The organism is Streptomyces sp. NPDC037273, from assembly GCF_055603625.1.
Genome location: NZ_JBVJVO010000001.1, coordinates 695,483 through 716,656, shown reverse-complemented (window position 1 = coordinate 716,656; position 21,174 = coordinate 695,483). Strand labels below are relative to the sequence as shown.

Here is a 21,174-nt window from a genome sequence, read left to right as displayed (position 1 = left end):
GCGGCCGGTCGCTCGGCCCTGAGGCGGAGGTGAGCCGTGTCTCACCGGTTCCGCCTCGCTTGCTATGCACCTCGTTGCATAGCAAGATCCGGCGTATGGCGCTCGACCACGCGATCCTCGTATCCCTGCTCGAGAAGCCCGGTTCCGGCTACGAGCTGGCCCGGCGCTTCGAGCGGTCCATCGGATACTTCTGGACCGCCACCCACCAGCAGATCTACCGCGTGCTCAAGCGCATGGAGCAGGACGGCTGGATCGACGTCCGGGAGGTCCTTCAGCAAGGCCGGCCGGACAAGAAGGAGTACTCCGTCGCCGCGCCCGGGCGAGAAGCCCTCGCCGGGTGGCTGGCGGAACCGATCGAGCCCGAAAGCGTCCGGCACGACCTCGCCGTGAAGATCCGGGGGGCCGCCTTCGACGACCCGGCCGCCCTGATCGGCGAGGTCGAGCGGCACCGGGCGGCACACGAGGGGCGTCTCGCCCACTACCGAGCCGGCGAGGCCCGGGACTTCGGCGAGCCCGCGGGCGACGGCCCGCTCGACGCCGAGCGGGAACTCCAGCACGTCGTGCTCCGAGGCGGCATCGCGTACGAACAGATGATGATCGCCTGGCTCGACGACGTCCTCGCCACGCTCGCCCGGTTCCGCACGGGGCAGTGAGCGCACCCGGGCCCCTGCGCCCCGCTCCGTACGACCGTTTCCCGCACCACCACCCTCATCCCTAGCCGGAAAGGCGGACGTCATGGCCGACCCGCTGCTGTTCAACCCGCGCACGTACGACCCCGCGCACTTCGACCCGGAGACGCGCCGACTGCTGCGCGCGACCGTCGACTGGTTCGAGGCGCGCGGCAAGCGGAGGATCATCGAGGACTACCGGACGCGCGCGTGGCTCGGGGACTTCCTCGCGTTCGCGGCCGAGGAGGGCCTCTTCTCGACGTTCCTGACGCCGTCCGGCGACGCGGGCGAGCAGGGAGGCGACAAGCGGTGGGACACCGCTCGCATCGCCGCGCTCAACGAGATCCTCGGTTTCTACGGCCTCGACTACTGGTACGCCTGGCAGGTCACCATCCTCGGCCTCGGCCCGGTCTGGCAGAGCGACAACGCTGCCGCACGCGCGCGTGCGGCGGAACTCCTGGACCAGGGGGAGGTGTTCGCCTTCGGTCTGTCGGAGAAGTCCCACGGCGCCGACATCTACTCCACGGACATGCTCCTGGAGCCCGACGGCGAGGGCGGCTTCCGCGCGACCGGGTCCAAGTACTACATCGGCAACGGCAACGCGGCCGGGCTCGTCTCCGTGTTCGGCCGCCGGACCGATGTCGAGGGCCCCGAGGGGTACGTCTTCTTCGCGGCCGACAGCCGCCACCCGGCGTACCAGCTGGTCAAGAACGTGGTCGATTCCTCGAAGTACGTGAGCGAGTTCCGCCTCGCGGACTACCCGGTCGCCGCCGAGGACGTCCTGCACACCGGCCGCGCCGCCTTCGACGCCGCCCTCAACACCGTCAACGTCGGCAAGTTCAACCTGTGCACCGCGTCGATCGGCATCTGCGAGCACGCGATGTACGAGGCCGTCACGCACGCGCAGAACCGCATCCTGTACGGCCGTCCGGTCACCGCGTTCCCGCACGTGCGGCGCGAGCTGACCGACGCGTACGTGCGCCTCGTCGGCATGAAGCTGTTCAGCGACCGCGCGGTCGACTACTTCAGGACCGCGGGCCCCGACGACCGTCGCTACCTCCTCTTCAACCCGATGACGAAGATGAAGGTGACCACGGAGGGCGAGAAGGTCATCGACCTCATGTGGGACGTCATCGCCGCCAAGGGCTTCGAGAAGGACAACTACTTCGCCCAGGCCGCCGTGGAGATCCGCGGGCTCCCCAAGCTGGAGGGCACGGTCCACGTCAACCTGGCGCTGATCCTGAAGTTCATGCGCAACCACCTGCTGGACCCGGTCGCGTACGAGCCCGTCCCCACCCGTCTGGACGCGGCCGACGACACGTTCCTCTTCCGCCAGGGCCCGGCCCGCGGTCTCGGTTCGGTGCGCTTCCACGACTGGCGCGCGGCCTACGACGCGTACGCCCACCTGCCCAACGTGGCGCGCTTCCGCGAACAGGCCGACGCGCTCTGCGAGTTCGTCCTCAAGGCCGCGCCCGACGAGCGGCAGAGCCGCGACCTCGACCTGCTCCTGGCCGTCGGCCAGCTCTTCGCGCTGGTCGTCCACGGACAGCTGGTCCTGGAGCAGGCCGCCCTCACCGGTCTGGACGAGGACGTGCTCGACGAGCTGTTCGCCGTCCTCGTCCGCGACTTCTCCGCCCACGCCGTCGAACTCCACGGCAAGGACTCCGCGACCGAGCCCCAGCAGCTCTGGGCCCTCGGCGCCGTCCGCCGCCCCGTCGTCGACGAGGCCCGCTCGGAGCGCGTCTGGCAGCGCGTCGAGGCCCTGTCGGGAGCGTACGAGATGACGCCCTGACCGGCTGACGTCCTCAGGGGCCGTCCGGCCGCGCGGGAGGTGACGGTTCGTCGCTTCCCGCGCGGTCGGGTCCCGGGTCTGGAGCAGTTCGGTCTGGCCCCGGTCGCCGTCGACCCGCAGCGAGTCCAGCGGGTGGCGTCCTACTCCGCGCCGGGCGCGGTGGCGACCGCCGGCCCGGCGGTCGCGCCTTACAGGCTCAGCGCGTCCTCCGCGTTGTCCATCCACGCGGTCACGGAGTTGTCGGTGGAGACGTTCATGCCGGGCGTCGAGGCCTTGAGCGGCACCTGCGTCAGATCGGACTCGGTGTTCATCGTCATCGCGATCGACGAGACGCTCTTACTCTTGGGGCCCTTCAGACCGCCCATGAGCCCCGCGTACGCGGACTGACCGGGCTCCAGCCGGATCGCGTCCTCGATGCCGGGTGCCGTGCCGCGCTCCGTCGCCGCCCCGTCAAGGCCGCCGAACGTGACGATGGGGTGGCCGAGCACGCGGCACGGCTTCCCGGACTTGTTCGTGATCTTCAGCAGGTAGCTGCTGGTCGTGGCCTCGGCCAGGCTCGCGGTGAACGTGACGTCGTAGGTGCTACAGGGGAAGACGCCGTAGTCCGGGTCCGTCGACGGCTTGCCCGGCTTGGAGGGCGCCGGCGGCGCGGACGGCTTCGAGGTCTTCCCGGGCGCCGACGGCTTGGCGGAGCCCGTCGGGTCGGCGGGGGTCGACGGGGAGGCCGAGGCGGTGGGCGCCGTGGCGGTGGGCGCCGCGGTCGGCGTCTCGGTGCCGCCCGCGGCCCCGTCCTCGGACGGCCCGCACGCGGTCAGCGCCAGCGCGGACGCGGCGACGAGGACGACTGCGGCTCTGCGAACGGTGCTCATGGCGGTACTCCCCCCGATGACAACGCACGTACTGCGCTGTGGTGGACACCAGATTCGCGCGCCACCTTCACGGTTCGGTGACAGCCCCTTACCGAATTCACCACGGTCCGCCCCAGGAAACCCATCCCCTGCGGCACGACCCTCGTGCCTAGGATCTGCTGGTCAGGATCCGGGGGTCGCGGCGGCCGCTCAGGCGCTGTTCCCGGACTCGCGGGGCCGTTCGAGGGGGACGACATGACGCTGCCGGAGACCATCACGATCGAGGCCATGGACGGGGTCGGGGCCGTGCGGGCCACCGGCGCGTTCCGGCTGGTCTACGCCGAGGCGTTCGCCGAGCCGCCCTACTGCGAGTCCGAGGACGACGTCGACGCCGCGTTCCGCCGGTTTCCCCTCCAGGCCGCCGCCCTCGGCTTCCGGGCCGTCCTCGCCAGGGACGAGCACGGCGAGCCGATCGGCATGGCGTACGGGAAACCGCTCGCGGCCGACGCGGTGTGGTGGGACGAACTCACCGAACCAGTGTCCGATGACATGCGGCGCGAGGACGGGCACCGTACCTTCGGGCTTCTGGAGCTCGCCGTACGCGGACCGTGGCGCGGGAAGGGGGTCGCCCGGCGCCTCCACATGACGCTCCTCGACGGCATCGGGGCCGAGCGGGTGCTCCTGAACGTCAACCCGGCGAGCACGGCGCCTTCGGCCGCCTACCGGGCTTGGGGATACCGCAAAGTCGGCGAGACGCGGCTATGGGGTGCGGAAGGGGACCCGCACGACGTGATGCTGCTCGAAGTGCGGTGAGGGCGGGCACTCAGCAAGCGCCTGCCGCGAGTCGGCTGCTCCTCCCCCGCTCCCGCACGGCGCCCGAAGGTTCCCATGCGCCGCTGGACGGCGAGTCCTCGCCATGGTGGCGCGGAACTGATGCGTCCGGGCGTACGCGCGTTCTAGCGTTTCCCCCATGACCTCGATCAGGTTCTGGCGTGCGCCGTGGCTCGCCGTCGTGGCCCTTCTGCTGCTCGTCCCTCAGACGGCCGCCGCGCGGGACGTCGCGGACCCCGTGACGACTCCCGCCGGAGGGTGGGCGACGCCTGACCGACCTGTCTACGACGTGTCGCTGCGCGCCGACGCGGACGGGTCGCGGTGGACCGGTCGTCAACGGGTGTCGTTCCGCAACGCGTCCCGTGAGCCGCTGAGTTCGGTGGACATACGGCTGTGGGGCAACGGCGCCGACGGCTGCGGGGCGGACGGGGCGCCGTCGCCGGTCCGGGTGAGCAAGGTGAGGGGAGGTACGCCGGCACCGCTCACCGTCGGCTGTACGGCGCTGCGGATCGACCTGCCCGAGCCGCTCGCGTACGGGGCGCGCACGAGCGTCTCGTTCGACGTCTCGATCACGGTCCCGGACCGGGTCCACCGCTTCGGCAAGGACGGGGCGTACCGGTATCTGGGCAACGCGCTGCCCCTGCTGTCCGTGCGGGACGCGGAGGGTCGACACCTCGACCCGGACGTGGGGTTCGGTGAGAGCTTCTACACGGTGGTGGGCGACTTCCGGGTGGTGCTCGACCACCCGGAGGGACTCGTCGTGCCCGCGACGGGCACGACGACCCGGAGCGCGGGGGCGGCGGGCCGCGCGGTCACCACGAGGGTCGCGCGCGGGGTGCGGGACTTCGCGTGGGCGGCGGGGCCGTTCCGGTCGAGGACGGTGACGACGCCCGGTGGGGTGCGGCTGAACGCGTACTGGACCGACACGACGACGCCCGAGGGCGTCGCCGTCGACCTGAAGGAGGCGCTCGGCTCGGTCGACGAGTTCGGGGAGCGGTTCGGGCGCTATCCGTACGGCGAGCTCGACCTCGTCATGAGCGACACGATCGACGACTTCGGGAACATGGAGTTCCCCGGCCTCGTGCTGCTGTGGACCGAACCCGGCGGCTCGGCCGTCGTGCACGAGATAGCCCACCAGTGGTTCTACGGAATCGTCGGCAACGACCAGTTCACCTCGCCCTGGCTCGACGAGAGCTTCGCCCAGTACGCGAACCAGGTGTACGGGGGCGAGCCCACCGCCACCTGCTGGAAGGACCAGGGCGCCTGGCCCAGTGACACGGCCGGACTCACCCGGTCCATGGGCTACTACGCGGACGGCCACCGTTCGGAGTTCGTCCGCGTCGTCTACATGCGGGGCGCCTGCGCCCTGCACGACCTGGAGCGCGTCCTGGGCAAGCGCGCGATGGCGACGATGCTGCGCGGCTACGTCCAGGACCACTGGCTGGGCGTCGCCACCACCGCGGACTTCAAGCGAGCGGCCCAGGCGGCGACGTCGAAGGACCTGGGCCCGTTCTGGACGGGGCACCGGATCTCCTGAGCCCGGCGGGTACGACTCCGCCGCGCGGGCCCCGCTCCCTCTACGCGGCCTCGGGCTCGCCCTTCTACGCGGCCCCGGGCTCGTCCCTCTACGCGGCCCCGGGCTCGTCCCTCTCCGCTGCGGCGGCGCGGCGCAGGTTCCGGATCGGCCGGATGGCGAGCAGCGCCGCGCAGCCCGCCAGACAGGTGCCGGCCGAGACGAGCAGAAGCCGGTCCGGCGAGTACGACCCGGTGGCCGGGCCGGCGAGTATCTGGCCCAGGGCGATGCCGGACACCGATCCGGCCAGTTCGTACGCGGTGACACGGTTGAGGACAGCGGGCGGGGTGTGGGTCTGCACGCTCGTGGCCCACATGACCGACCAGAACGCCAACGCGCCGCCGCCGAGAGCATGGCCCGCGAGGAGCCCCGGGAGCCCCGCGCCCAGTGCGACGCAGAGGGGCAACGCGGTGTACAGCGTCAGTGCCACGGCACCGGCGGCCAGGGGGCGGGCCGGGCGTACGCGGAGGGCGAGGAGGCCGCCAAGTACGGTCCCGACGCCGAGGGCGGACACGGCGAGGCCGTAGGCGTTCGGGCCGAGCCTGGTGCCGATGAGCGCCGAGCAGAGCGGTACGAGGGGACCGAAGAGCAGCACGCCGTAGACCACCCAGATGAGGATCACCGCCCACATCCAGGTGCGGGCACGGAACTCGTGCCAGCCCTGCCGTAGGTCGCGGCGGAGTGAACTCGCGCTGGGGGCGGCGGAGTCGGCGTCACTGTCCTGGGGCGCGCCGGCGGGGGCCAGGCGGATGAGCGCCAGGCAGAGGGCGCTGAGCAGGAACGTGCCCGCGTCGATCGCGTACACGGTTCCGGCGCTGGTCAGCGCGATCAGCAGCCCGGCGAGGGCCGGCCCGAGCAGGTGGGCGAGCGCGTCGGCCACCTTGAGCGTGGCGTTGGCCCGCTGCGGGTCGCGGGCAACGAGCGGGACCATCCCGTTGACCCCCGGCAGGAACATCGCGACGGCCGCACCGGCCACCGCCGCCATGGTCACGAGCAGCCAGAACGGCGGCGGTCCGGCGAAGAACGCCAGGGCGAGCACGCCCTGCGTGACGACCCGTACGAGATCCGCGCCGACCATCATCCGGCGCGCGCCGAACCGGTCGGCGAGCACGCCGCCGAACAGCACCAGGAGGACGAACGTCCCGGTCCAGACGCCGAGGACGTAGCCGACACCGGAGATCCCGTAGAGCGCGCCGATCGCGAGCGCCGCGGCCACCGGCATCATCGCGTCGCCGACGAGCGAGACCGTGCGGGCGGTGAAGTAGAGGGTGAAGCGCCGGTCCCAGAGCGGGGGTGCGGTGGAGGGGTGGAGGGAGGAGGAAGGTGGGGACAGAGGGGTCTGATCGTGCGTGGTGGTCACAGCTCGCCATCCTGGTCTACACCAATCGACGGCCCCCAGTGTCCCGAACGACACGATGGGGTACTTTCGCGCCATGACGCCTCGTCCGCCGGCGAAGTCCCCGGCGCCACACCGGGTGGTGGCCCTGCTCCAGGCCCCGCAGTCGACGTTCCCGCTGGCCTGCGCGGCGGAGGTGTTCGGCGACCACGGCCCGGCGATTCCGCCGCGCTACGCCTTCGAGGTCTGCGCCGAGCACCCCGGCCCGCTGCCCACCCAGGCCGGCTTCGACATGCTGGTCACGGCGGGCCTTGACGCGCTGGAGCGCGCCGACACGGTGCTGGTCCCCGGCCGCCGGCAGCCGGCCGGCGCCGCCGTGCCACCGGCTGTGGTCGCCGCCGTCCGCCGGGCGCACCGGCGCGGCGCGCGGATCGTCGGCATCTCATCGGGCGCGTTCGTCCTCGCGGCCGCCGGGCTCCTCGACGGCCGACGGGCCGCCACGCACTGGGCACAGGCAGCGGAACTCGCCGCCCTGTTCCCGCGGGTCCAGGTCGACCCCGGCGTGCTGTACGTGGACCACGGAGACGTCGCCACGAGTGCCGGATCGGCGGCGGGCGTGGACCTCTGCCTGCACCTCGTACGCACCGACCACGGAGCCGCGTACGCGATGCGCATCGCCCGTCAGATGGTGACGCCGCCGCACCGCGAGGGCTGCCAGCTCCAGTACGCCGAACTTCCCACCTCCGGGCCCGTCGCCGACTCGCTCGCCCCTCTCCTGGAGTGGCTGACCGGTCGCCTCGACCAGCCGGTCAGCGTCGCCGACATGGCGGAGCGCTCCCGGGTCTCGCCCCGCACCCTGACCCGTCGCTTCACCGAACAACTGGGCATCAGCCCCGGGCGCTGGCTCCTCGACCGGCGGCTCGCCGCCACCCGCGCCCTGCTGGAGGAGACGGACCTGCCGGTGGAGACCATCGCCCAGCGGGTCGGCCTCTCCTCCGCGGTCAACCTGCGCCGCCGGTTCCACGAAGCCCTGCGCACGACACCCGCCGCCTATCGACGTACCTTCCGCGCTGACGAGGCCGGCCGGGCGGCCCGTGAGGCGGATCGGGAGCCAGGGCCGATTGTCAGTGGTGGATGAGACGGTAGGAGCATCAAGTCGGGAACTGATGCAGGGGGATCTGCCATGTCCGGAAACCAGAACTACATCAATCACGTCGCTCTTGTGCTGGACGCCAGTTCGTCGATGTCGCACCTCAGCGGAAAGGTCGTCGACGTAGCCGACCAGCAGATCGCCTACCTCGCCCGCCGTTCACGGGAACTGGACCAGGAAACCCGTGTCACGGTGTACGTCTTCGCGGACGCGGTGGAATGCGTCATCTACGACAAGGACGTGCTGCGCATGCCGTCCCTGAAGCAGATGTACCGGGTCGGCGGAATGACCTCGCTGCTCGCCGCGGCACTGAAGTCCCAGCGTGAGCTGGCCCAGACGGCGCAGCTGTACGGCGACCACAGCTTCCTGACCTTCATCCTGACCGACGGCCAGGAAAACGCCAGCCACCGCTGCCCGGACACCCCGGCCTGGAATGCGCGCGCGCTGGTCCAGGCCGTCTCCTCGATGATCGAGACCCAGCAGGACAACTGGACGCTGGCCGTTCTCGTCCCGGACCAAATGGGAAAGCGCGAGGCCATGCAGTACGGCTTCCCCAAGGAGAACGTCGCCATTTGGGATGCCACGAGCACTCAGGGTCTCGAAGAAGCCGGACAGGTCATCCAGGAAGCCACCGAGAAATTCATGGTGGGCCGCACCAAGGGAATCCGCGGCTCCCGAGCGGTATTCTCCACGGGCGCCGACGCGGTCAACAAGGACACGATCAAGGCCGCCGGCCTCACCCCCGCCGACCCGTCCGCGTACCAGCTCGTCCCCGTCGCCCGTGACGCCGGCATCCGCGAGTGGGTAGTCGAATGCGGCCACACCTACCGCACGGGCGGCGCCTTCTACCAACTGAGCAAGTCCGAGAAGGTCCAGGCGCGCAAGCAGATCGCCGTCCTGGAGAAGAAGACCGACCACGTCTACACGGGCCCCGAGGCCCGCGCCCTGCTCGGCCTCCCCGACGTGGAAGTACGCGTCAAGCCCGACCACAACGACGACTTCACCATCTTCATCCAGAGCACCAGCGTGAACCGCAAGCTCGTCGCGAACACCCAGCTACTCATCATGAACTGACGACCCGAATCCCGTGGCGAGCCCCGAACGCGTCGGCGTCCGGGGCTCGCCGGTATGGCACGGTCGCATGGGTGGCGTCAGCTTTGGAGGCTGTTCTGTGGGCTGCTCTGTGCGCTGTTCTGGGGGCTGTCCTTGAGGAAGACGATGCCGTCGCTGTCCGCCAGGTGGGCCGGGTCGAGCGGGGCGTAGCCGAACCAGGGGGACACACGGGGTGCGGGCGGGACGTCATGGAGAGCGGTGGCCAGCTCGTGGGCGTCGACGAGGCAGCGGTCCTGCGGGAGCGCGTGCAGGAGTCCTTCGACGGTGTCCGGCGGCGGCGTGTCCACTCCCTGGTGCCGGATCGTGCCGAGCGCGGTGGCCACGAACCCGTACTCCGTGCCCAGTTGGGCACGGACGAGCGCCCCGGCGCTCCACCACCTCAGCATCATTCCCCCCATCGGCATCGAGCTCTCGCGCCGCTGGAGGTGAGTGTTATGGGCGTGGACGAAGAGGGGCCCCCTGGCGGCGAGGGCGAGGAGGTTCTCGGCCATCATCTGGTCCCGCAGCCCGACCAGACGGTTCAGCCGCGCCTGCGAGGCGTCGGCCATCCAGTGGTGGTAGCGGAGCAGACCCAGCGCGGTACGCCCGAACAGGCTCGCCCGCTCGAAGTCCTCGCTTGAGGTCGCCGCGATCAGGTGCGGCCGTTGCGCGTGGAGCAGCGCTGCCAGATCGTCAGCGATCAGCCGCAGTCGGGCGGCTTCGGCGGACTGCCCGAAGGACCGGGTCGGGTCCATCATGGCGGCGGGTTCGGTCCAGCGCTCGTCGCCGCCGAGCAGTGCGTCGAGCGTTTCCATGGTGCAGGCGAGCAGATCGGCGTCCAGCCAGGGGGCGAGGTATCCGTGCAGTGCGGTGAGTGCTCGCCTGGGGCTCTCGGCACTGGCGATCTCCAGCGGCCCGTCGAAGCCGGCGAAGCCGATCCGCTCTGACGCGGGCCGCCCGGCGTTGTGTTCGCGCATCCATCGCACGAGCTCGCGGTTGGCCGCCGAGCCGCCCCACCCATGGCTGAAGCCGCGCTCCATGACCTCGTCCAGTGTGCCCGCGCCCCCTCGCACGTACTCCTCCACGAGCAGCCCCCGCACACAGTCGCTCTCGATCGCGATCGTCCGGTACCCCTCCTGCTCCACGAGCTCCCGAAAGAGCTCGTTGCGCACCTCCAGCAGCAGTTCCTCGCCATGCGTGGGCTCCCCCAGCGCCAGCACCGCGGGCCGCTCCGGGAACAGCCGCATGACAGCGGCAGCCTCCACGGGATGGGTGATGTCCTTGATGTCAGCTTCCATACCTTCAACGCTATCGTTGAAGGTTCGGTTGAAACTTTTGCGCGATATCCTGGCGCTCATGGGTCGAAACCTTCAAAGCGGTGAGCGGCTCAGGCCGGTCGATCTGGCACGCGAACACGGTCTGTCGACTCAAGCGATCCGTAACTACGAGGACTCCGGCATCCTCCCCACCGCCCACCGCACCCCCCACGGCTACCGCACTTACACCCCCCTCCACGCCCATGCCCTCCGCGCCTTCCTCGCCCTCGTCCCCGGCCACGGCCACCAGACGGCGACCGCGATCATGCAGGCCGTGAACCAAGGCACCCCCGACGAGGCCCTCCGTCTCATCGACGACAGCCATGCCCGACTCCTCGACGACCGCAGGACACTCCAGGCCGTGGAGGAGGCCCTACGGGACCTCGAGTCCGGTGCGGGCTCCCGGCGGCCTTCGAGGTCCCGGTCCGCGACCTGGTCCTCACCCGCCGCCCGCCCCACGGGCTCCGACACCGTCGACACCTTCATCGGCCCGCTGGCCGAACAGCTCGGTGTCCGGCCCGCGACCCTCCGCGCGTGGGAGCAAGCCGGACTGGTACGCCCCCGCCGGGACCCGCTGACCGGCTACCGCCTCTACGACGCCGCCGCCGTACGCGACGCCCGCCTGACCCACCAGCTCCGACGCGGCGGCTACCCTCTCGCCCGCATCGCCCCCTTGATCACCCAAGTCCGCACCGCCGGCGGCCTGGACCCCCTCAAGGACACCCTGCACGACTGGCACACCCGCCTCTCCACCCGCGGCCGTTCCATGCTGACCGGTGCCGCCCGCCTGGACGCGTACCTCCGCCAGGTCACTACGAGCGAGTGACACGAACTCCACGCCGATGGAGCCGACCTGACTGAGCGCCACCTAGGGAACACCCCAGGGGGCACTTCAGGGTGGCCCCAGGGGAATCCCCGATAGTGCGGTGACCTGCGGAGTTGAAAGGCTGAAGCCATGACGAAGACGATTTCCCGAAGCTCCCGTTGGCTCGCCATGGCCGCTGCCGGCGCCGCTCTGTTCACGGTTACGGCGGCCCTGCCCGCGAGTGCGACGGCGCTCCCCGCGACTGCGGCAGCTGGGCAGCCTGGCCCGGTGGTCACGGTCGGCGCGGACGGACGGATCGACGCGGCGGCGCTGCAGGCCTCGCTCGGCACCCCTGCGGACGGGTTGTTCGCGGGAATCATGGCCCGCGTCGGTGGGCGCGACGGGCGGTGGACGGGGACGATGGGTGCGGTTTCGGAAGACCCGGCGGCCTCGTTCCGCATCGGGAGCATCACGAAACTGTTCACGTCCACCGTCGTGCTCCAGCTGGTGGCCGAGGGGAGGCTCTCGCTGGACACTCCGGTGCAGGAGCTGCTGCCGGGCACGCTGCCGGCCCACTGGGAGCCGATCACCGTGGGGCAGCTGCTCAGCCACACCAGCGGCATCCCGCGAGCGGCTTGCTGGGAGCCGAATGCGGTCTACACGCCGGCGGAGTTGGTGAAGACGGTGACCGAGTGCGCGAAGGCCGGCGAGCCGGTCACCGGAGCCGACATACCGCAGGTCTACAACGGGGTGAACTACTTCCTCCTCGGCATGGTGGTCGAGAAGGTCACCCACCACTCCTACGCCCACGAGGTGAAGCACCGCATCATCCGTCCGCTGGAGCTGCGCCACACCTACGTGCCGAAGTGGGGAGAGACGGAGCTTCGGGCGCCGGCGCTCGCACCGCAGCTGCCGCCCACCGACCCGTGGGCCTGGGCCGAGGGCGGAATGGTCTCCAACGCACCCGACCTGGAAAGGTTCCTGACCCAACTGCTGCGCGGCCGCCTCCTTCCCCCGGCCCAGCAGAAACTGCTCTTCGAGCTCCCTCGGCACGCCGAGCGTGGTTTCACCCTGGGCGGCGTGCAGTACGCGAAGCTCCCGGACGGCACCGAGGTGTACGGCAAGTCCGGAAGCTACGGCGGCTACACGAACGGTCTCTTCGCCACCCGAGACCTCCGCCGAAGCCTCGTGTACTCACTGGTGCCGCTCACGAACGACACCAAGCTGGTCGAGAAGCGCTACCTGGACATAGCCGCTGCCGCCCTCTGAGGCGCCGCCGAGGGGTGCGGTGATCACCGCTACTCGCGGACGCCCTCCACCGCCTCCCGGACGGCGGGGTGCCGGTCGTCAGCGAGACCGTCCAGGAGATCGGCGACGCCGGGCGTGGACCAGCGGGCGACCGCCCACACCAGGTCCTCCCGGACGCCGGGGTCGGGGTGGGCGGCAAGAAGCGCCAGTTGGGACAGCGGTCCACGTCGACGCATGCCGAACCAGTGCAGCGCCTCACGCAACTGGGCGGGGTCTCCAGGGTCGCCGGCGGCCCTGACCCTGGCGAGCAGCACGTCAGCCGGCGGGGGCGGTCCGTCCAGGGGATGGGGACGTCGCTCGCGCAGGCGCCGCCCTCCGTACTCGCCCCGCACGCGGCATCCGTCGCAGGTGCAGGGGCGGACACCGTGCGAGTCCGGCCAGTAGCGCCAGCCCGCGATCCGCGGCGCGGTGCGGATCCGGTGCACTTCGCGGGGCCGGATGGCCCGAGGCACGAACACCTCCCATCCGCGCGGGTCGGGCAGCGCGGCGATCCGCCGCACCGCCTCGGCCGCGGGAACGGCGGACGAGGCGTCGCGCGACCGGTCCGCATAGCGGCCGGCCAGCACGGGCACGTCGTCGTCCAGCCGAATGTGGACGGCCACAAGGCCGCCCCGGGTTCCGAAACGGGTCAACTCGCGGGCCCATTGGTGGGTGAGGGTGAACGACCGCAGGACCGGGAAGCAGTACACCCCGCGCTCTCCGCCCCGCCCCTGGTCCCCGGCCCTGATCCCGGAGCGTCGGATGCGCTGCGCGTTCGCCGCCGAGGTCAAGTGCACGAACATCGCCATGGTGTCTACAGCAGCCCGACGATCTTGGGTGGGGCGTAGACGTGGCGGGCGAGGTGTTCGTTGCCGGATTGGACGTCGGCGTCGCGGTGGGGGCCCGGTTCGGGTTCTCGGGCGAGCTGCTTCTGGTGGCGGGCGCAGGTGGTGCAGGCCGGGTCCCAGTCGGGGAGGAGGTCGTGGTGCTTGAGGGCGATGTGGGCGCCCAGGGCGATCTGGGTGGTGACGGTGCTGTCGAAGGGGTCCCAGTCGATGTCGGGTTCGCCGGTCATGCGGAGTTCGGCGATCCGGTCGCCGACGTGCCGCATGGTGCGATAGCGGTCGACGCACTCTTCGCAGTTCCACATCCAGGGTGGCGGCAGCGGCCACTCGTGCTCGGGATCGTTGGCGTCCGGGCTCATGGGGATCACGGTAGTGGGCGGGGCTGGGCACGCGGGGCCCTTCCCGACAAATGGGCCGCGGCACGGCTCCGGGGCCGATGCCGGCTCCGGGACCGCGCGTAGGGCCCGGGTCGCGCCGCGTGGGGGCGTCACGAGGGGTGGACGCCGAAGGTCAGGTTGAGGAGGACGGATTCGGCTTGGGACTGGAGGTGGGAGGTGAGCGGCTTGAGGTGGTGGACGCGGGTGGCGGGGAGGGAGAGGGCGAGAGCGGCGACGGAGGTGCCGACCATGATGGGGACGGCCGCGCAGACGGTACCGAGGGCGTACTCCTGGTGTTCAAGGACCGGGAGGCCACGGGGTATCGCGCTGAGACGGCGTTCGAGGGCGGTGCGGCCGGGGACGGTGAATCGGGTGAGGGCCGTGACGGGGTGGCGGTCGAGGTGGTCGGCGCGGATGTCCTCGTCGAGGTGGGAGAGGATCGCCTGACCGGCGGCGTGGGCGTGGCCGGTGGCGTCGAAGGCGGCCCATTCGTCGACGGGCGGGCGGTCGGGGTCCCGGGAGACGGCGGGTACCCGGATCTCGCCGTCCTGGTAGGTCACGAAGTAGACAGCGGCGCCGAGTCGGTCGCCGAGGTGGTCGACCCATCCCTGGACCGGCAACGCGGCCTCGTCGGCGGCGGGGCCGTGTGCGGCCTCGATCAGTTCGTAGGCCTGCCGGTCGTTCCGTACGAGCCGCTCGTGGGTGAGGGTGCGCAGCAGGTGGTACGTGGTCGGGAGCGGCAGGTCGACGTCGCGGGCGAGTTGTTTGGCGCTCGCGCGGCCGCCTCGCCCGTCGAGGGCGCGCAGCAGGCGGAGCGCGCGCTGGACGGACTGGATGAGGGTCTTGGGTTCTGTTGGGTGAGCTTCCGTCACAGGGGTCTTTCCGTTCGGGCAGGTGCGGGTGCCCGGTGCCGGTGTCCATGGACGGACGCGGCGAGGGGAGGAAGGGGACACCAGTGGGGGGGGGTCGCGGGGAGAAGTGGCAGGTCGGGTGGGGTGTGGCCGCGCAGGGCGGGGAGTGGCCGACGTAATCAGAGCGGCCGGTGTCCGACAAGTCCCCCCGTAGGCGGTTTTACGCCCGGCGTATTCCCGCCACCGGCGGCGCGGGGTCCCCCGCGGCGTTCGCCGTGGGGATTCCCACCCGCGTGGCAGACACGTGACCTGGGCCGAAATGGGGACCGGAAAGTATGATCAGGCGATGTCCGACATGACTGAGACCACGCCCGGCTGGCTGACCACGGATGAACTGGACATGGCCAGGGCCCGGATGCCGATCCTTTACGTCGAAGCCGTGCCCGTGCGGGTGGACGACAGCGGGGAAGTCACCAGCGTCGGCCTGCTGCTGAGGATCGGGGCGGACGGGACGATCAGCCGGACTTTGGTGTCCGGCCGGGTGATGCACCACGAGCGGGTTCGTGACGCGCTGCTGCGTCATCTGGAGAAGGACCTCGGGCCGGTGGCGCTGCCCCGGGTGCCCGCTTCCCTGCAGCCGTTCACCGTCGCCGAGTACTTCCCGACGGCCGGCATCACGCAGTATCACGACCCGCGCCAGCACGCCGTGTCGCTCGCGTACGTGGTGCCGGTGACCGGTGACTGCCGGCCGCGGCAGGACGCGCTTGACCTGGTGTGGTTCAGCCCGCAGGAGGCGGCCTCGCCGGCCGTGCAGAACGAGATGCCGGGCGGTCGTGGGGTCTTGTTGAAGCAGGCGCTGGCCCATGTGGGGCACGTCTACTGATCCCTTGGCCGTGTCCTTCCGCGGGCGGGTTCAGCCGCAGCGGTAGGTGAAGGTGCCCTCGGCCGTGTGGGTGCCGGGGGATGTGATGACGAGGCGTGCGACGGCCTGGTGGGAGCCGGGCCCGTGGAAGGTCCAGAGGAGGTGGAGCCGGGCCTCTTCCTGTCCGCGGGTCAGGCTCTCGCGCAGGGGCGCGGATCGGGTGCCGTCGCTGCGCTCCCAGTGGTAGGTCAGGGTGCCGGGGCGGCCGTCGGTGCGGACGACCCCGACCACGCCGGCGGTGCCGTCGCAGGCGAGCGGCCGGTCGGGGGCGGTGACCGCGACGGCCCGGACCGCGGCCCGGGGGCCGTACTCCCGCCAGGCGAGGAAGGCCAGGACGGCGACGAGGATCAGGGCGGCGGGCACGTAGCGCCGTGGCCATCGGCGGCGGGGCGGAGGTGGTGGCGGGGCGCCGGGGAGGGTGCCGTGCCAGATCTGGGCGGCGGTGGGGGTGTTCTGGGCGCGGTAGGCGGCGACCGCGGTGACGCCAGGCCCGAAGCGCAGGATCTCGCCCTCGACGCGGTCGGGGGTCGGGTCGGGTGTCGGGCCTTCGAACCAGTGGCTGCCGAGTTGGGTGGCGCTGTAGTCGTCGTCGTTCACGTGATCACACACCGTCGGATGAAGACCTGCTGGAAGGAGCCGCCGTTCGCGGCGGCCGGGTCGGTGCTCGCGCGCGCTCCCCAGTAGCAGCCGGAGCCGCGGACGGTGTGGGTGAGCGTGAGGGTGTAGTGGGTGGCTCCCTGGCGCCGGAAGGTCTCCGAGCCGTCGGGGGCGCCCGGTGAGCCCTGTTGGTCTCCGGTGAACCACTCGACGGCGAGCGTCACCGGGCCCGCGCCGTCCGTCGTGATGTCGATGACGGCCTCGGCGGTCGTGGGCCCGATCTGGCGCAGGCGAGTGACGGACACCGCCTTCACGGAGACGGGTGGTGTCGTCGTCGGGGCCGTGGTGGGAGGCGTCGTCGGTGGGGTCGTGGGCGGTGTGGTGGTGGGCGTGGGTGGTGGTGTCCACGGGGGCGTGGTGGCCGGGTCGGTGGTGGTGGTGTCGGTCGGTGTGGGTTCGGTCGGGTAGGGATCGGGGGTCTCGGTCGGGGACGGGGTGGCGGAGGAGGCGGAGGGTCGGGGCTCCGTCGGAGTCGCGGTCGGGGGTGGGGAGGCGCTCGGGTCCGGTGGGGAGGTGGTCGGTGTGGTGCTCGTCGTCGCGAAGGCCTGCGCGGCTTCGTCGCCGTCCGAGGGTTCACCGCCGGCGCGTGCGGCGAGAGCGAGGAGGAGTGCCAGGACGAGGGCGGCCGCGCCCGCGGGCACTCCGCGCGGGAGGCGCGGACGGCGGTGCGGTGGCGGTGGCGGTGGCGGCGCAAGGGTCGTGGTGGCGAACGCGGTCGCGCCTTCGGCCGTACCACCGGAGGAGGGGAAGAGGAGGGGAAGGAGTGCCGCGAGGGCGGCGAGGCGCCCCCGACCTCGCTCCTCCCAGTCCGGGCCGTACGTGGCGGTGGCGACCGCCTCCAGTTCGTCGACGAAGGCGGCCGCGTTCTCCGGCCGTTCGTGCGGGGCTTTGGCGAGGCCGCGCCGGATGAGGGGGCGCAGGGGCTCGGGGGCCTGCCCGTCGGGTACGGGGGCCTCCAGGTGCTGGAGGGCGAGTTCGGCGAAGTTGTCGCCGGCGAAGGGTTTGCGTCCGGTGAGGCATTCGAAGAAGGTCGCGGTGGCCGCGTAGACGTCGGCCGAGGGTGACGCGGGGGCGCCGTTCCACTGTTCGGGGGCCATGTAGGCGGGGGTTCCGGCGATGCCGGGCCTGCTGTCCTGTCCGGTGGCGATGCCGAAGTCGACGAGCTTGGATGAGCCGTCGGCGGCGACGAGGACGTTCTCGGGCTTGTAGTCGCGGTGTACGACGCCCGCCCGGTGCGCTGCCGCGAGGCCCAGGAGTGAGCCCTTCAGGACGACGAGGGCGGCCTCGGGTCCGGTCGAGCCCTCGCGGGCGAGGAGGGCGCGCAGCGCGACGCCGTCCACCAGCTCCATGACGATCGCCGCGCCCTGGGGTGCCTCGACGTACTCGTAGAACCCCACGACGTGCGGGGTGTCCAGGGTTCCGAGGAGACGGGCCTCGGACCGGAAGTTCCGTACGAACGCCTCGTCCGAACGGAGGCGCTCCCCCAGGTACTTCACCGCGACCGGGACCCCGGTCGCGTCGTGCGTGGCGAGCACCACTCGTCCGCTGGCGCCCGCCCCCAGTTCTCGGGACTCCGTGTATCCCGGGATCACCCATGCGCTCATTCGCGTACCCCCTCGGCGCCGTGGCCGCCTTCGTCCACAGGGACAGATTCTCGCCACGGCCGGTTCCCGGGGAAGGGGAGGGAGATGTCGAAATGGGGACGGCCCCCCACGGTGTGGGGGGCCGTCCGTTCGCGGGTCTTGCCGTGGGTGGGGCTACGGGGTGACCTTGAGGAGCTTGTTGGCGGTGCCGGAGGAGGCGTTCTTGATGGCGTCCGGGGTGGCCGCCTCGGTGAGCGCGGTCGCGGTGTCGGCCGGGGTCGCCGACGGGTGCGCGGCCAGGTAGAGGGCGGCGGCTCCCGCGACGTGCGGGGTGGCCATGGAGGTGCCGGAGATCGTCTTGGTGCCGGTGTCGCTGTCGTTCCAGGCCGAGGTGATGTCCGAGCCGGGGGCGTACAGGTCGACGACCGCACCGAAGTTGGAGAAGTCGGACTGCTCGTCGTCCTTGGTGCTCGAGGCCACGGTGAGGGCCTCGGGGACGCGGGACGGCGAGCCCTGGCCCGCGTCGGCGGATTCGTTGCCGGCCGCGACGGCGAAGGTCACGCCGGAGGCGATGGCCCGCTGGACGGCCTCGTCGAGCGCTTCGTCGGCGCCGCCGCCGAGGCTCATGTTGGCGACGGAGGGTCCGGAGTGGTTCTTCGTCACCCAGTCGATGCCGGCCACGACCTGCTCGGTGGTGCCCGAGCCGTTGTCGTCGAGGACCCTCACGGCGACGATCTTCGCCTTCTTGGCGACCCCGTGGGAGGTGCCGGCGATGGTGCCCGCGACGTGGGTGCCGTGGCCGTTGCCGTCGTCGGCCGTGTCGTCGTTGTCGATGGCGTCGAAGCCGTGCGTGGCGCGGCCGCCGAAGTCCTGGTGCGAGACGCGGACGCCGGTGTCGATGACGTACGCGGTCACGCCCTCTCCCCCGCCGTCGGGGTAGGTGTACTTGTCGTCGCCCGCCGTCTCGGTCTGGTCGATCCGGTCCAGGCCCCAGGACGGGGGCTTCTCCTGGGTCTCCTTGATGGTGAACCGCTTGTTCTGTACGACGGTTCCGACGGCCGGGTCGGCGGCGAGCCGCTTGGCCTCCTGGACGGTCAGGCCGGACGCGGAGAAGCCGTTGACCTTCGAGCCGTAGGCCCGTTCGAGCTTGCCGCCGTACTTCTTCGCCAGGTCGTCCTTGTTCGCGGATGCGTCGAGGATGACGACGAAGCTGCCGTCCACGGCGCCCGGGGCGCCGAGTCCGTGCACGGTCCCCTCGGCCGGGGCAGCGGCCCCGGCGAGGTTGCTCGCGAACACCGCCGCGACCGCGGCGCCGGCCACACCTGTGGCTATGGCCGCGTTGCGAAGACCGTGGGATCGCTTGTGAGTTGCCATGGAAGTGGTTCTCTCCTCGTGTTGACGTGTGGGGCGTCAAACGTTCGAGAGAACCCTGTGCGGATTGGCAGGAGCAAATCAAGAGCGAACCGGCGGTACGGAGTTATTCAACAAGGTTTCTTAAAAAGCCCTCCGCACCGCCTCCACCTCGCACACCTCCTCCCACGAACTCCTCCCTGAAACACACACGTTCACGTCCGGCCGGGCGCCCGGCCGGAGCGCCTACAGTCCCGGGCCGTTGTACGCGCCCCGGTGCGGCTTCGTCGTCGCCGACACCGGGTTCGCCCAGTAGTCGCGGCCGCCGTTGCCGGTGATCACGGAGCCGTTGTTCAGCGCCGGCGACGTGGCCCGCAGCTTGTACCCGTCGACCGAGTGGATGGTGTCGCCGCCGGTTCCGGGATTCACGAACTGCGGGTCGCCGACGATGCCGTTGGCGGTCGGCCGGGGCACGCCCTGGAAGACGTTCCACAGCCACGAGACGCCCGGCCCGGTGGGCAGTCGCGAGTCGCTCGTCCCCACCCAGATGTTGTTCTCGACGACGCTCTCGTCGGGCAGGGTGATGCTGAACTTCTTGTCCGTGCAGTAGAAGACGTTGTTGTACATGTGCAGGGCCGAGCGGCCCGCGCTGACGCTGCTCATCCGGCAGTCGTTCTCGGAGATGTTGTACCGGATGACCTGCTTCGCGGCGCCGATGGTCCCGCAGCCGTCGCAGTCGAGGAAGAAGCCGCCGATGTTGTCGCGGCTGAAGTTGTACTGGATCGTGCAGGTGCCCGTGTTCCCCCAGTCGCAGTCGAAGGCCTGGCTGTCGGCCACCGACATCCGGGTGATCCCGTACACGGCGTTCTTCTGGATGGTCGGGTCCCGGTCGCCCAGCACCCAGATTCCGGCGAAGTTCCCACCGGAGAAGGGGTACACGCCGTTGCCGACACCGGAGGCGTTGTTGTACTGGATCATCGGCGCGTCGGCGTAGCTGGCGATGATCCCGTCGCCGCCCACGTCCCTGATCACGTTGTTCTCGATCAGCACCCCGGTCCCCTTGACCGCCATGGCCCCCACGCGGATCTTCAGCCCGCCGCCACCCGTGTTGCTGATCTGGTTGTCGTGGACGTGCACGTCGTTGAGCGTCGAGTTCGTGCCGCTCGCGCCGGTGACGATGCCGGCCGACTGCACGAAGTCCTCGGTGGTCGGGCTGTTCTTGTTGGTCTGACCCGCGACCCGGTCGATGACGAGCCCGCCGATGTCGTAGCCGCGGTGCGCCTTCCCGTCGGTGGCGGAGATCCGCAGCCCGGTCCGACGGGCGAGCGCGGCGGCGGGGTTGGTCAGCTTGAGGCCGCTGATCCGCCAGTGGTCCTGGTTGGTCAGCGTGACCGCACTCGCCGCCCCACCACCGTCGATCACGGGCAGCGCCCCGGTCCCGTATCCGGTGAGGGTGATCGGCGCCGTCGCGGTCCCGCTGCCCTGGGGCGCGAGCGCGCCGACGCAGGTCGCGCCGGCGGCGAAGGCGAGGGTGTCACCGGGGCCGTACACCTTCCCGTTGGCCTGGGCGATGCTGTTGAAAGGCGACCCCTGGCTGCCGTCGCCGCCCGCCGGGCCCGCGCAGTCGACGTAGGTCGTACTCCCCTCGGCCGAGGCACGCACGTCGGCGAGGGTGACGGTTCCGCCGAACGCGAGGGCCACGGCGATGAGGCCGCGGCCCGTCAACTGCCGTACGGAAACTGCTCTGATGGTCATGTGGCGCGACACCTTTCTGACGGTCCGGTGCCGCCAGAAGCTAGGTGCGCTCGATGATCGAGTCAATGCGAAACTGTCGATTGATCGAATTTCGATCACCGAGTGGGCGATTGGTCGACTTCCTCCACTCGCCAAG

The 21,174-nt window shown here is 71.1% G+C and carries 19 protein-coding genes; 9 read left to right on the top strand and 10 right to left on the bottom strand.

Going from position 1 to position 21,174, the window contains the following annotated elements; genetic code table 11:
• The first annotated feature begins 95 nt into the window (after positions 1-95).
• Entirely contained in the window at positions 96-653 is a 558-nt protein-coding gene (locus tag ACZ7G1_RS03155) for a PadR family transcriptional regulator (protein WP_470877942.1), read from the top strand.
• 82 nt (positions 654-735) lie between these two features.
• Positions 736-2,460 carry an acyl-CoA dehydrogenase family protein gene (locus ACZ7G1_RS03150; protein WP_470877941.1) on the top strand — a complete coding sequence of 575 codons (1,725 nt, stop codon included), beginning with the start codon at positions 736-738 and terminating at the stop codon, positions 2,458-2,460.
• 188 nt (positions 2,461-2,648) lie between these two features.
• On the opposite strand, the gene ACZ7G1_RS03145 is transcribed toward ACZ7G1_RS03150, so the two are convergent.
• The gene (locus ACZ7G1_RS03145) at positions 2,649-3,329 is read right to left on the bottom strand and encodes a DUF4232 domain-containing protein (protein ID WP_470877940.1); all 681 of its coding nucleotides are present in this window, start codon (positions 3,327-3,329) and stop codon (positions 2,649-2,651) included.
• 234 nt (positions 3,330-3,563) lie between these two features.
• On the opposite strand from ACZ7G1_RS03145, the gene ACZ7G1_RS03140 reads away from it, so the two are divergent.
• Positions 3,564-4,121, top strand: coding sequence for a GNAT family N-acetyltransferase (locus ACZ7G1_RS03140; RefSeq protein WP_470877939.1), 558 nt, complete (start codon positions 3,564-3,566; stop codon positions 4,119-4,121).
• Between the two features lie 157 nt (positions 4,122-4,278).
• On the top strand, positions 4,279-5,676 hold the full coding sequence (locus ACZ7G1_RS03135) for a M1 family metallopeptidase (RefSeq protein WP_470877938.1): 1,398 nt from the start codon (positions 4,279-4,281) through the stop codon (positions 5,674-5,676).
• 88 nt (positions 5,677-5,764) lie between these two features.
• Here the strand turns inward: ACZ7G1_RS03135 and ACZ7G1_RS03130 are convergent, their stop codons facing one another.
• On the bottom strand, positions 5,765-7,072 hold the full coding sequence (locus ACZ7G1_RS03130) for an MFS transporter (protein ID WP_470877937.1): 1,308 nt from the start codon (positions 7,070-7,072) through the stop codon (positions 5,765-5,767).
• A 73-nt stretch (positions 7,073-7,145) separates the two neighbouring features.
• On the opposite strand from ACZ7G1_RS03130, the gene ACZ7G1_RS03125 reads away from it, so the two are divergent.
• Entirely contained in the window at positions 7,146-8,186 is a 1,041-nt protein-coding gene (locus tag ACZ7G1_RS03125) for a GlxA family transcriptional regulator (protein WP_470877936.1), read from the top strand.
• A gap of 45 nt (positions 8,187-8,231) precedes the next feature.
• Positions 8,232-9,272, top strand: a complete 1,041-nt coding sequence (locus ACZ7G1_RS03120) for a vWA domain-containing protein (RefSeq protein ID WP_470877935.1) — start codon at positions 8,232-8,234, stop codon at positions 9,270-9,272.
• Positions 9,273-9,349: 77 nt separating this feature from the next.
• Here the strand turns inward: ACZ7G1_RS03120 and ACZ7G1_RS03115 are convergent, their stop codons facing one another.
• Positions 9,350-10,588: an erythromycin esterase family protein gene (locus tag ACZ7G1_RS03115; RefSeq protein WP_470877934.1), complete on the bottom strand. Its 1,239-nt coding sequence runs from the start codon at positions 10,586-10,588 to the stop codon at positions 9,350-9,352.
• A gap of 58 nt (positions 10,589-10,646) precedes the next feature.
• Here ACZ7G1_RS03115 and ACZ7G1_RS03110 point away from each other — a divergent pair, with 58 nt between their 5' ends.
• A complete protein-coding gene (locus tag ACZ7G1_RS03110; protein ID WP_470877933.1) occupies positions 10,647-11,432 on the top strand; it encodes a TioE family transcriptional regulator in 786 nt (261 codons plus the stop codon).
• A 129-nt stretch (positions 11,433-11,561) separates the two neighbouring features.
• The gene (locus tag ACZ7G1_RS03105; RefSeq protein WP_470877932.1) at positions 11,562-12,680 is read left to right on the top strand and encodes a serine hydrolase domain-containing protein; all 1,119 of its coding nucleotides are present in this window, start codon (positions 11,562-11,564) and stop codon (positions 12,678-12,680) included.
• A gap of 29 nt (positions 12,681-12,709) precedes the next feature.
• On the opposite strand, the gene ACZ7G1_RS03100 is transcribed toward ACZ7G1_RS03105, so the two are convergent.
• The 3 genes from ACZ7G1_RS03100 to ACZ7G1_RS03090 all read right to left on the bottom strand — a co-directional run bounded on the left by ACZ7G1_RS03100 (position 12,710) and on the right by ACZ7G1_RS03090 (position 14,792).
• Entirely contained in the window at positions 12,710-13,507 is a 798-nt protein-coding gene (locus ACZ7G1_RS03100) for a HEAT repeat domain-containing protein (protein ID WP_470877931.1), read from the bottom strand.
• Positions 13,508-13,512: 5 nt separating this feature from the next.
• Entirely contained in the window at positions 13,513-13,902 is a 390-nt protein-coding gene (locus ACZ7G1_RS03095; protein WP_470877930.1) for a hypothetical protein, read from the bottom strand.
• Between the two features lie 128 nt (positions 13,903-14,030).
• The gene (locus tag ACZ7G1_RS03090; protein WP_470877929.1) at positions 14,031-14,792 is read right to left on the bottom strand and encodes an IclR family transcriptional regulator; all 762 of its coding nucleotides are present in this window, start codon (positions 14,790-14,792) and stop codon (positions 14,031-14,033) included.
• 325 nt (positions 14,793-15,117) lie between these two features.
• On the opposite strand from ACZ7G1_RS03090, the gene ACZ7G1_RS03085 reads away from it, so the two are divergent.
• Complete coding sequence (locus ACZ7G1_RS03085; protein ID WP_470878053.1) at positions 15,118-15,654, top strand: NUDIX hydrolase family protein; 537 nt, start codon at positions 15,118-15,120, stop codon at positions 15,652-15,654.
• A gap of 30 nt (positions 15,655-15,684) precedes the next feature.
• On the opposite strand, the gene ACZ7G1_RS03080 is transcribed toward ACZ7G1_RS03085, so the two are convergent.
• From ACZ7G1_RS03080 to ACZ7G1_RS03065, 4 genes are all read right to left on the bottom strand, one after another.
• Positions 15,685-16,290, bottom strand: coding sequence for a hypothetical protein (locus ACZ7G1_RS03080; RefSeq protein ID WP_470877928.1), 606 nt, complete (start codon positions 16,288-16,290; stop codon positions 15,685-15,687).
• A complete protein-coding gene (locus tag ACZ7G1_RS03075; RefSeq protein WP_470877927.1) occupies positions 16,287-17,954 on the bottom strand; it encodes a serine/threonine-protein kinase in 1,668 nt (555 codons plus the stop codon). The genes ACZ7G1_RS03080 and ACZ7G1_RS03075 overlap by 4 nt, the downstream gene beginning before the upstream one ends.
• A 153-nt stretch (positions 17,955-18,107) precedes the next feature.
• Positions 18,108-19,307, bottom strand: coding sequence for a S8 family peptidase (locus tag ACZ7G1_RS03070; RefSeq protein ID WP_470877926.1), 1,200 nt, complete (start codon positions 19,305-19,307; stop codon positions 18,108-18,110).
• A gap of 222 nt (positions 19,308-19,529) precedes the next feature.
• Positions 19,530-21,038 carry a right-handed parallel beta-helix repeat-containing protein gene (locus ACZ7G1_RS03065; RefSeq protein WP_470877925.1) on the bottom strand — a complete coding sequence of 503 codons (1,509 nt, stop codon included), beginning with the start codon at positions 21,036-21,038 and terminating at the stop codon, positions 19,530-19,532.
• Positions 21,039-21,174 lie beyond the last annotated feature (136 nt).

Bases quoted from the DNA above. Each gene is read 5' to 3' on its own strand.
- ACZ7G1_RS03085 (WP_470878053.1), top strand. From the start codon at position 15,118: ATGTCCGACATGACTGAGACCACGCCCGGCTGGCTGACCACGGATGAA.
- ACZ7G1_RS03100 (WP_470877931.1), bottom strand. From the start codon at position 13,507: ATGGCGATGTTCGTGCACTTGACCTCGGCGGCGAACGCGCAGCGCATC.
- ACZ7G1_RS03145 (WP_470877940.1), bottom strand. From the start codon at position 3,329: ATGAGCACCGTTCGCAGAGCCGCAGTCGTCCTCGTCGCCGCGTCCGCG.
- ACZ7G1_RS03125 (WP_470877936.1), top strand. From the start codon at position 7,146: ATGACGCCTCGTCCGCCGGCGAAGTCCCCGGCGCCACACCGGGTGGTG.
- ACZ7G1_RS03065 (WP_470877925.1), bottom strand. From the start codon at position 21,038: ATGACCATCAGAGCAGTTTCCGTACGGCAGTTGACGGGCCGCGGCCTC.
- ACZ7G1_RS03095 (WP_470877930.1), bottom strand. From the start codon at position 13,902: ATGAGCCCGGACGCCAACGATCCCGAGCACGAGTGGCCGCTGCCGCCA.
- ACZ7G1_RS03070 (WP_470877926.1), bottom strand. From the start codon at position 19,307: ATGGCAACTCACAAGCGATCCCACGGTCTTCGCAACGCGGCCATAGCC.
- ACZ7G1_RS03075 (WP_470877927.1), bottom strand. From the start codon at position 17,954: ATGAGCGCATGGGTGATCCCGGGATACACGGAGTCCCGAGAACTGGGG.
- ACZ7G1_RS03110 (WP_470877933.1), top strand. From the start codon at position 10,647: ATGGGTCGAAACCTTCAAAGCGGTGAGCGGCTCAGGCCGGTCGATCTG.
- ACZ7G1_RS03120 (WP_470877935.1), top strand. From the start codon at position 8,232: ATGTCCGGAAACCAGAACTACATCAATCACGTCGCTCTTGTGCTGGAC.
- ACZ7G1_RS03150 (WP_470877941.1), top strand. From the start codon at position 736: ATGGCCGACCCGCTGCTGTTCAACCCGCGCACGTACGACCCCGCGCAC.
- ACZ7G1_RS03105 (WP_470877932.1), top strand. From the start codon at position 11,562: ATGACGAAGACGATTTCCCGAAGCTCCCGTTGGCTCGCCATGGCCGCT.
- ACZ7G1_RS03135 (WP_470877938.1), top strand. From the start codon at position 4,279: ATGACCTCGATCAGGTTCTGGCGTGCGCCGTGGCTCGCCGTCGTGGCC.
- ACZ7G1_RS03140 (WP_470877939.1), top strand. From the start codon at position 3,564: ATGACGCTGCCGGAGACCATCACGATCGAGGCCATGGACGGGGTCGGG.
- ACZ7G1_RS03115 (WP_470877934.1), bottom strand. From the start codon at position 10,588: ATGGAAGCTGACATCAAGGACATCACCCATCCCGTGGAGGCTGCCGCT.
- ACZ7G1_RS03155 (WP_470877942.1), top strand. From the start codon at position 96: ATGGCGCTCGACCACGCGATCCTCGTATCCCTGCTCGAGAAGCCCGGT.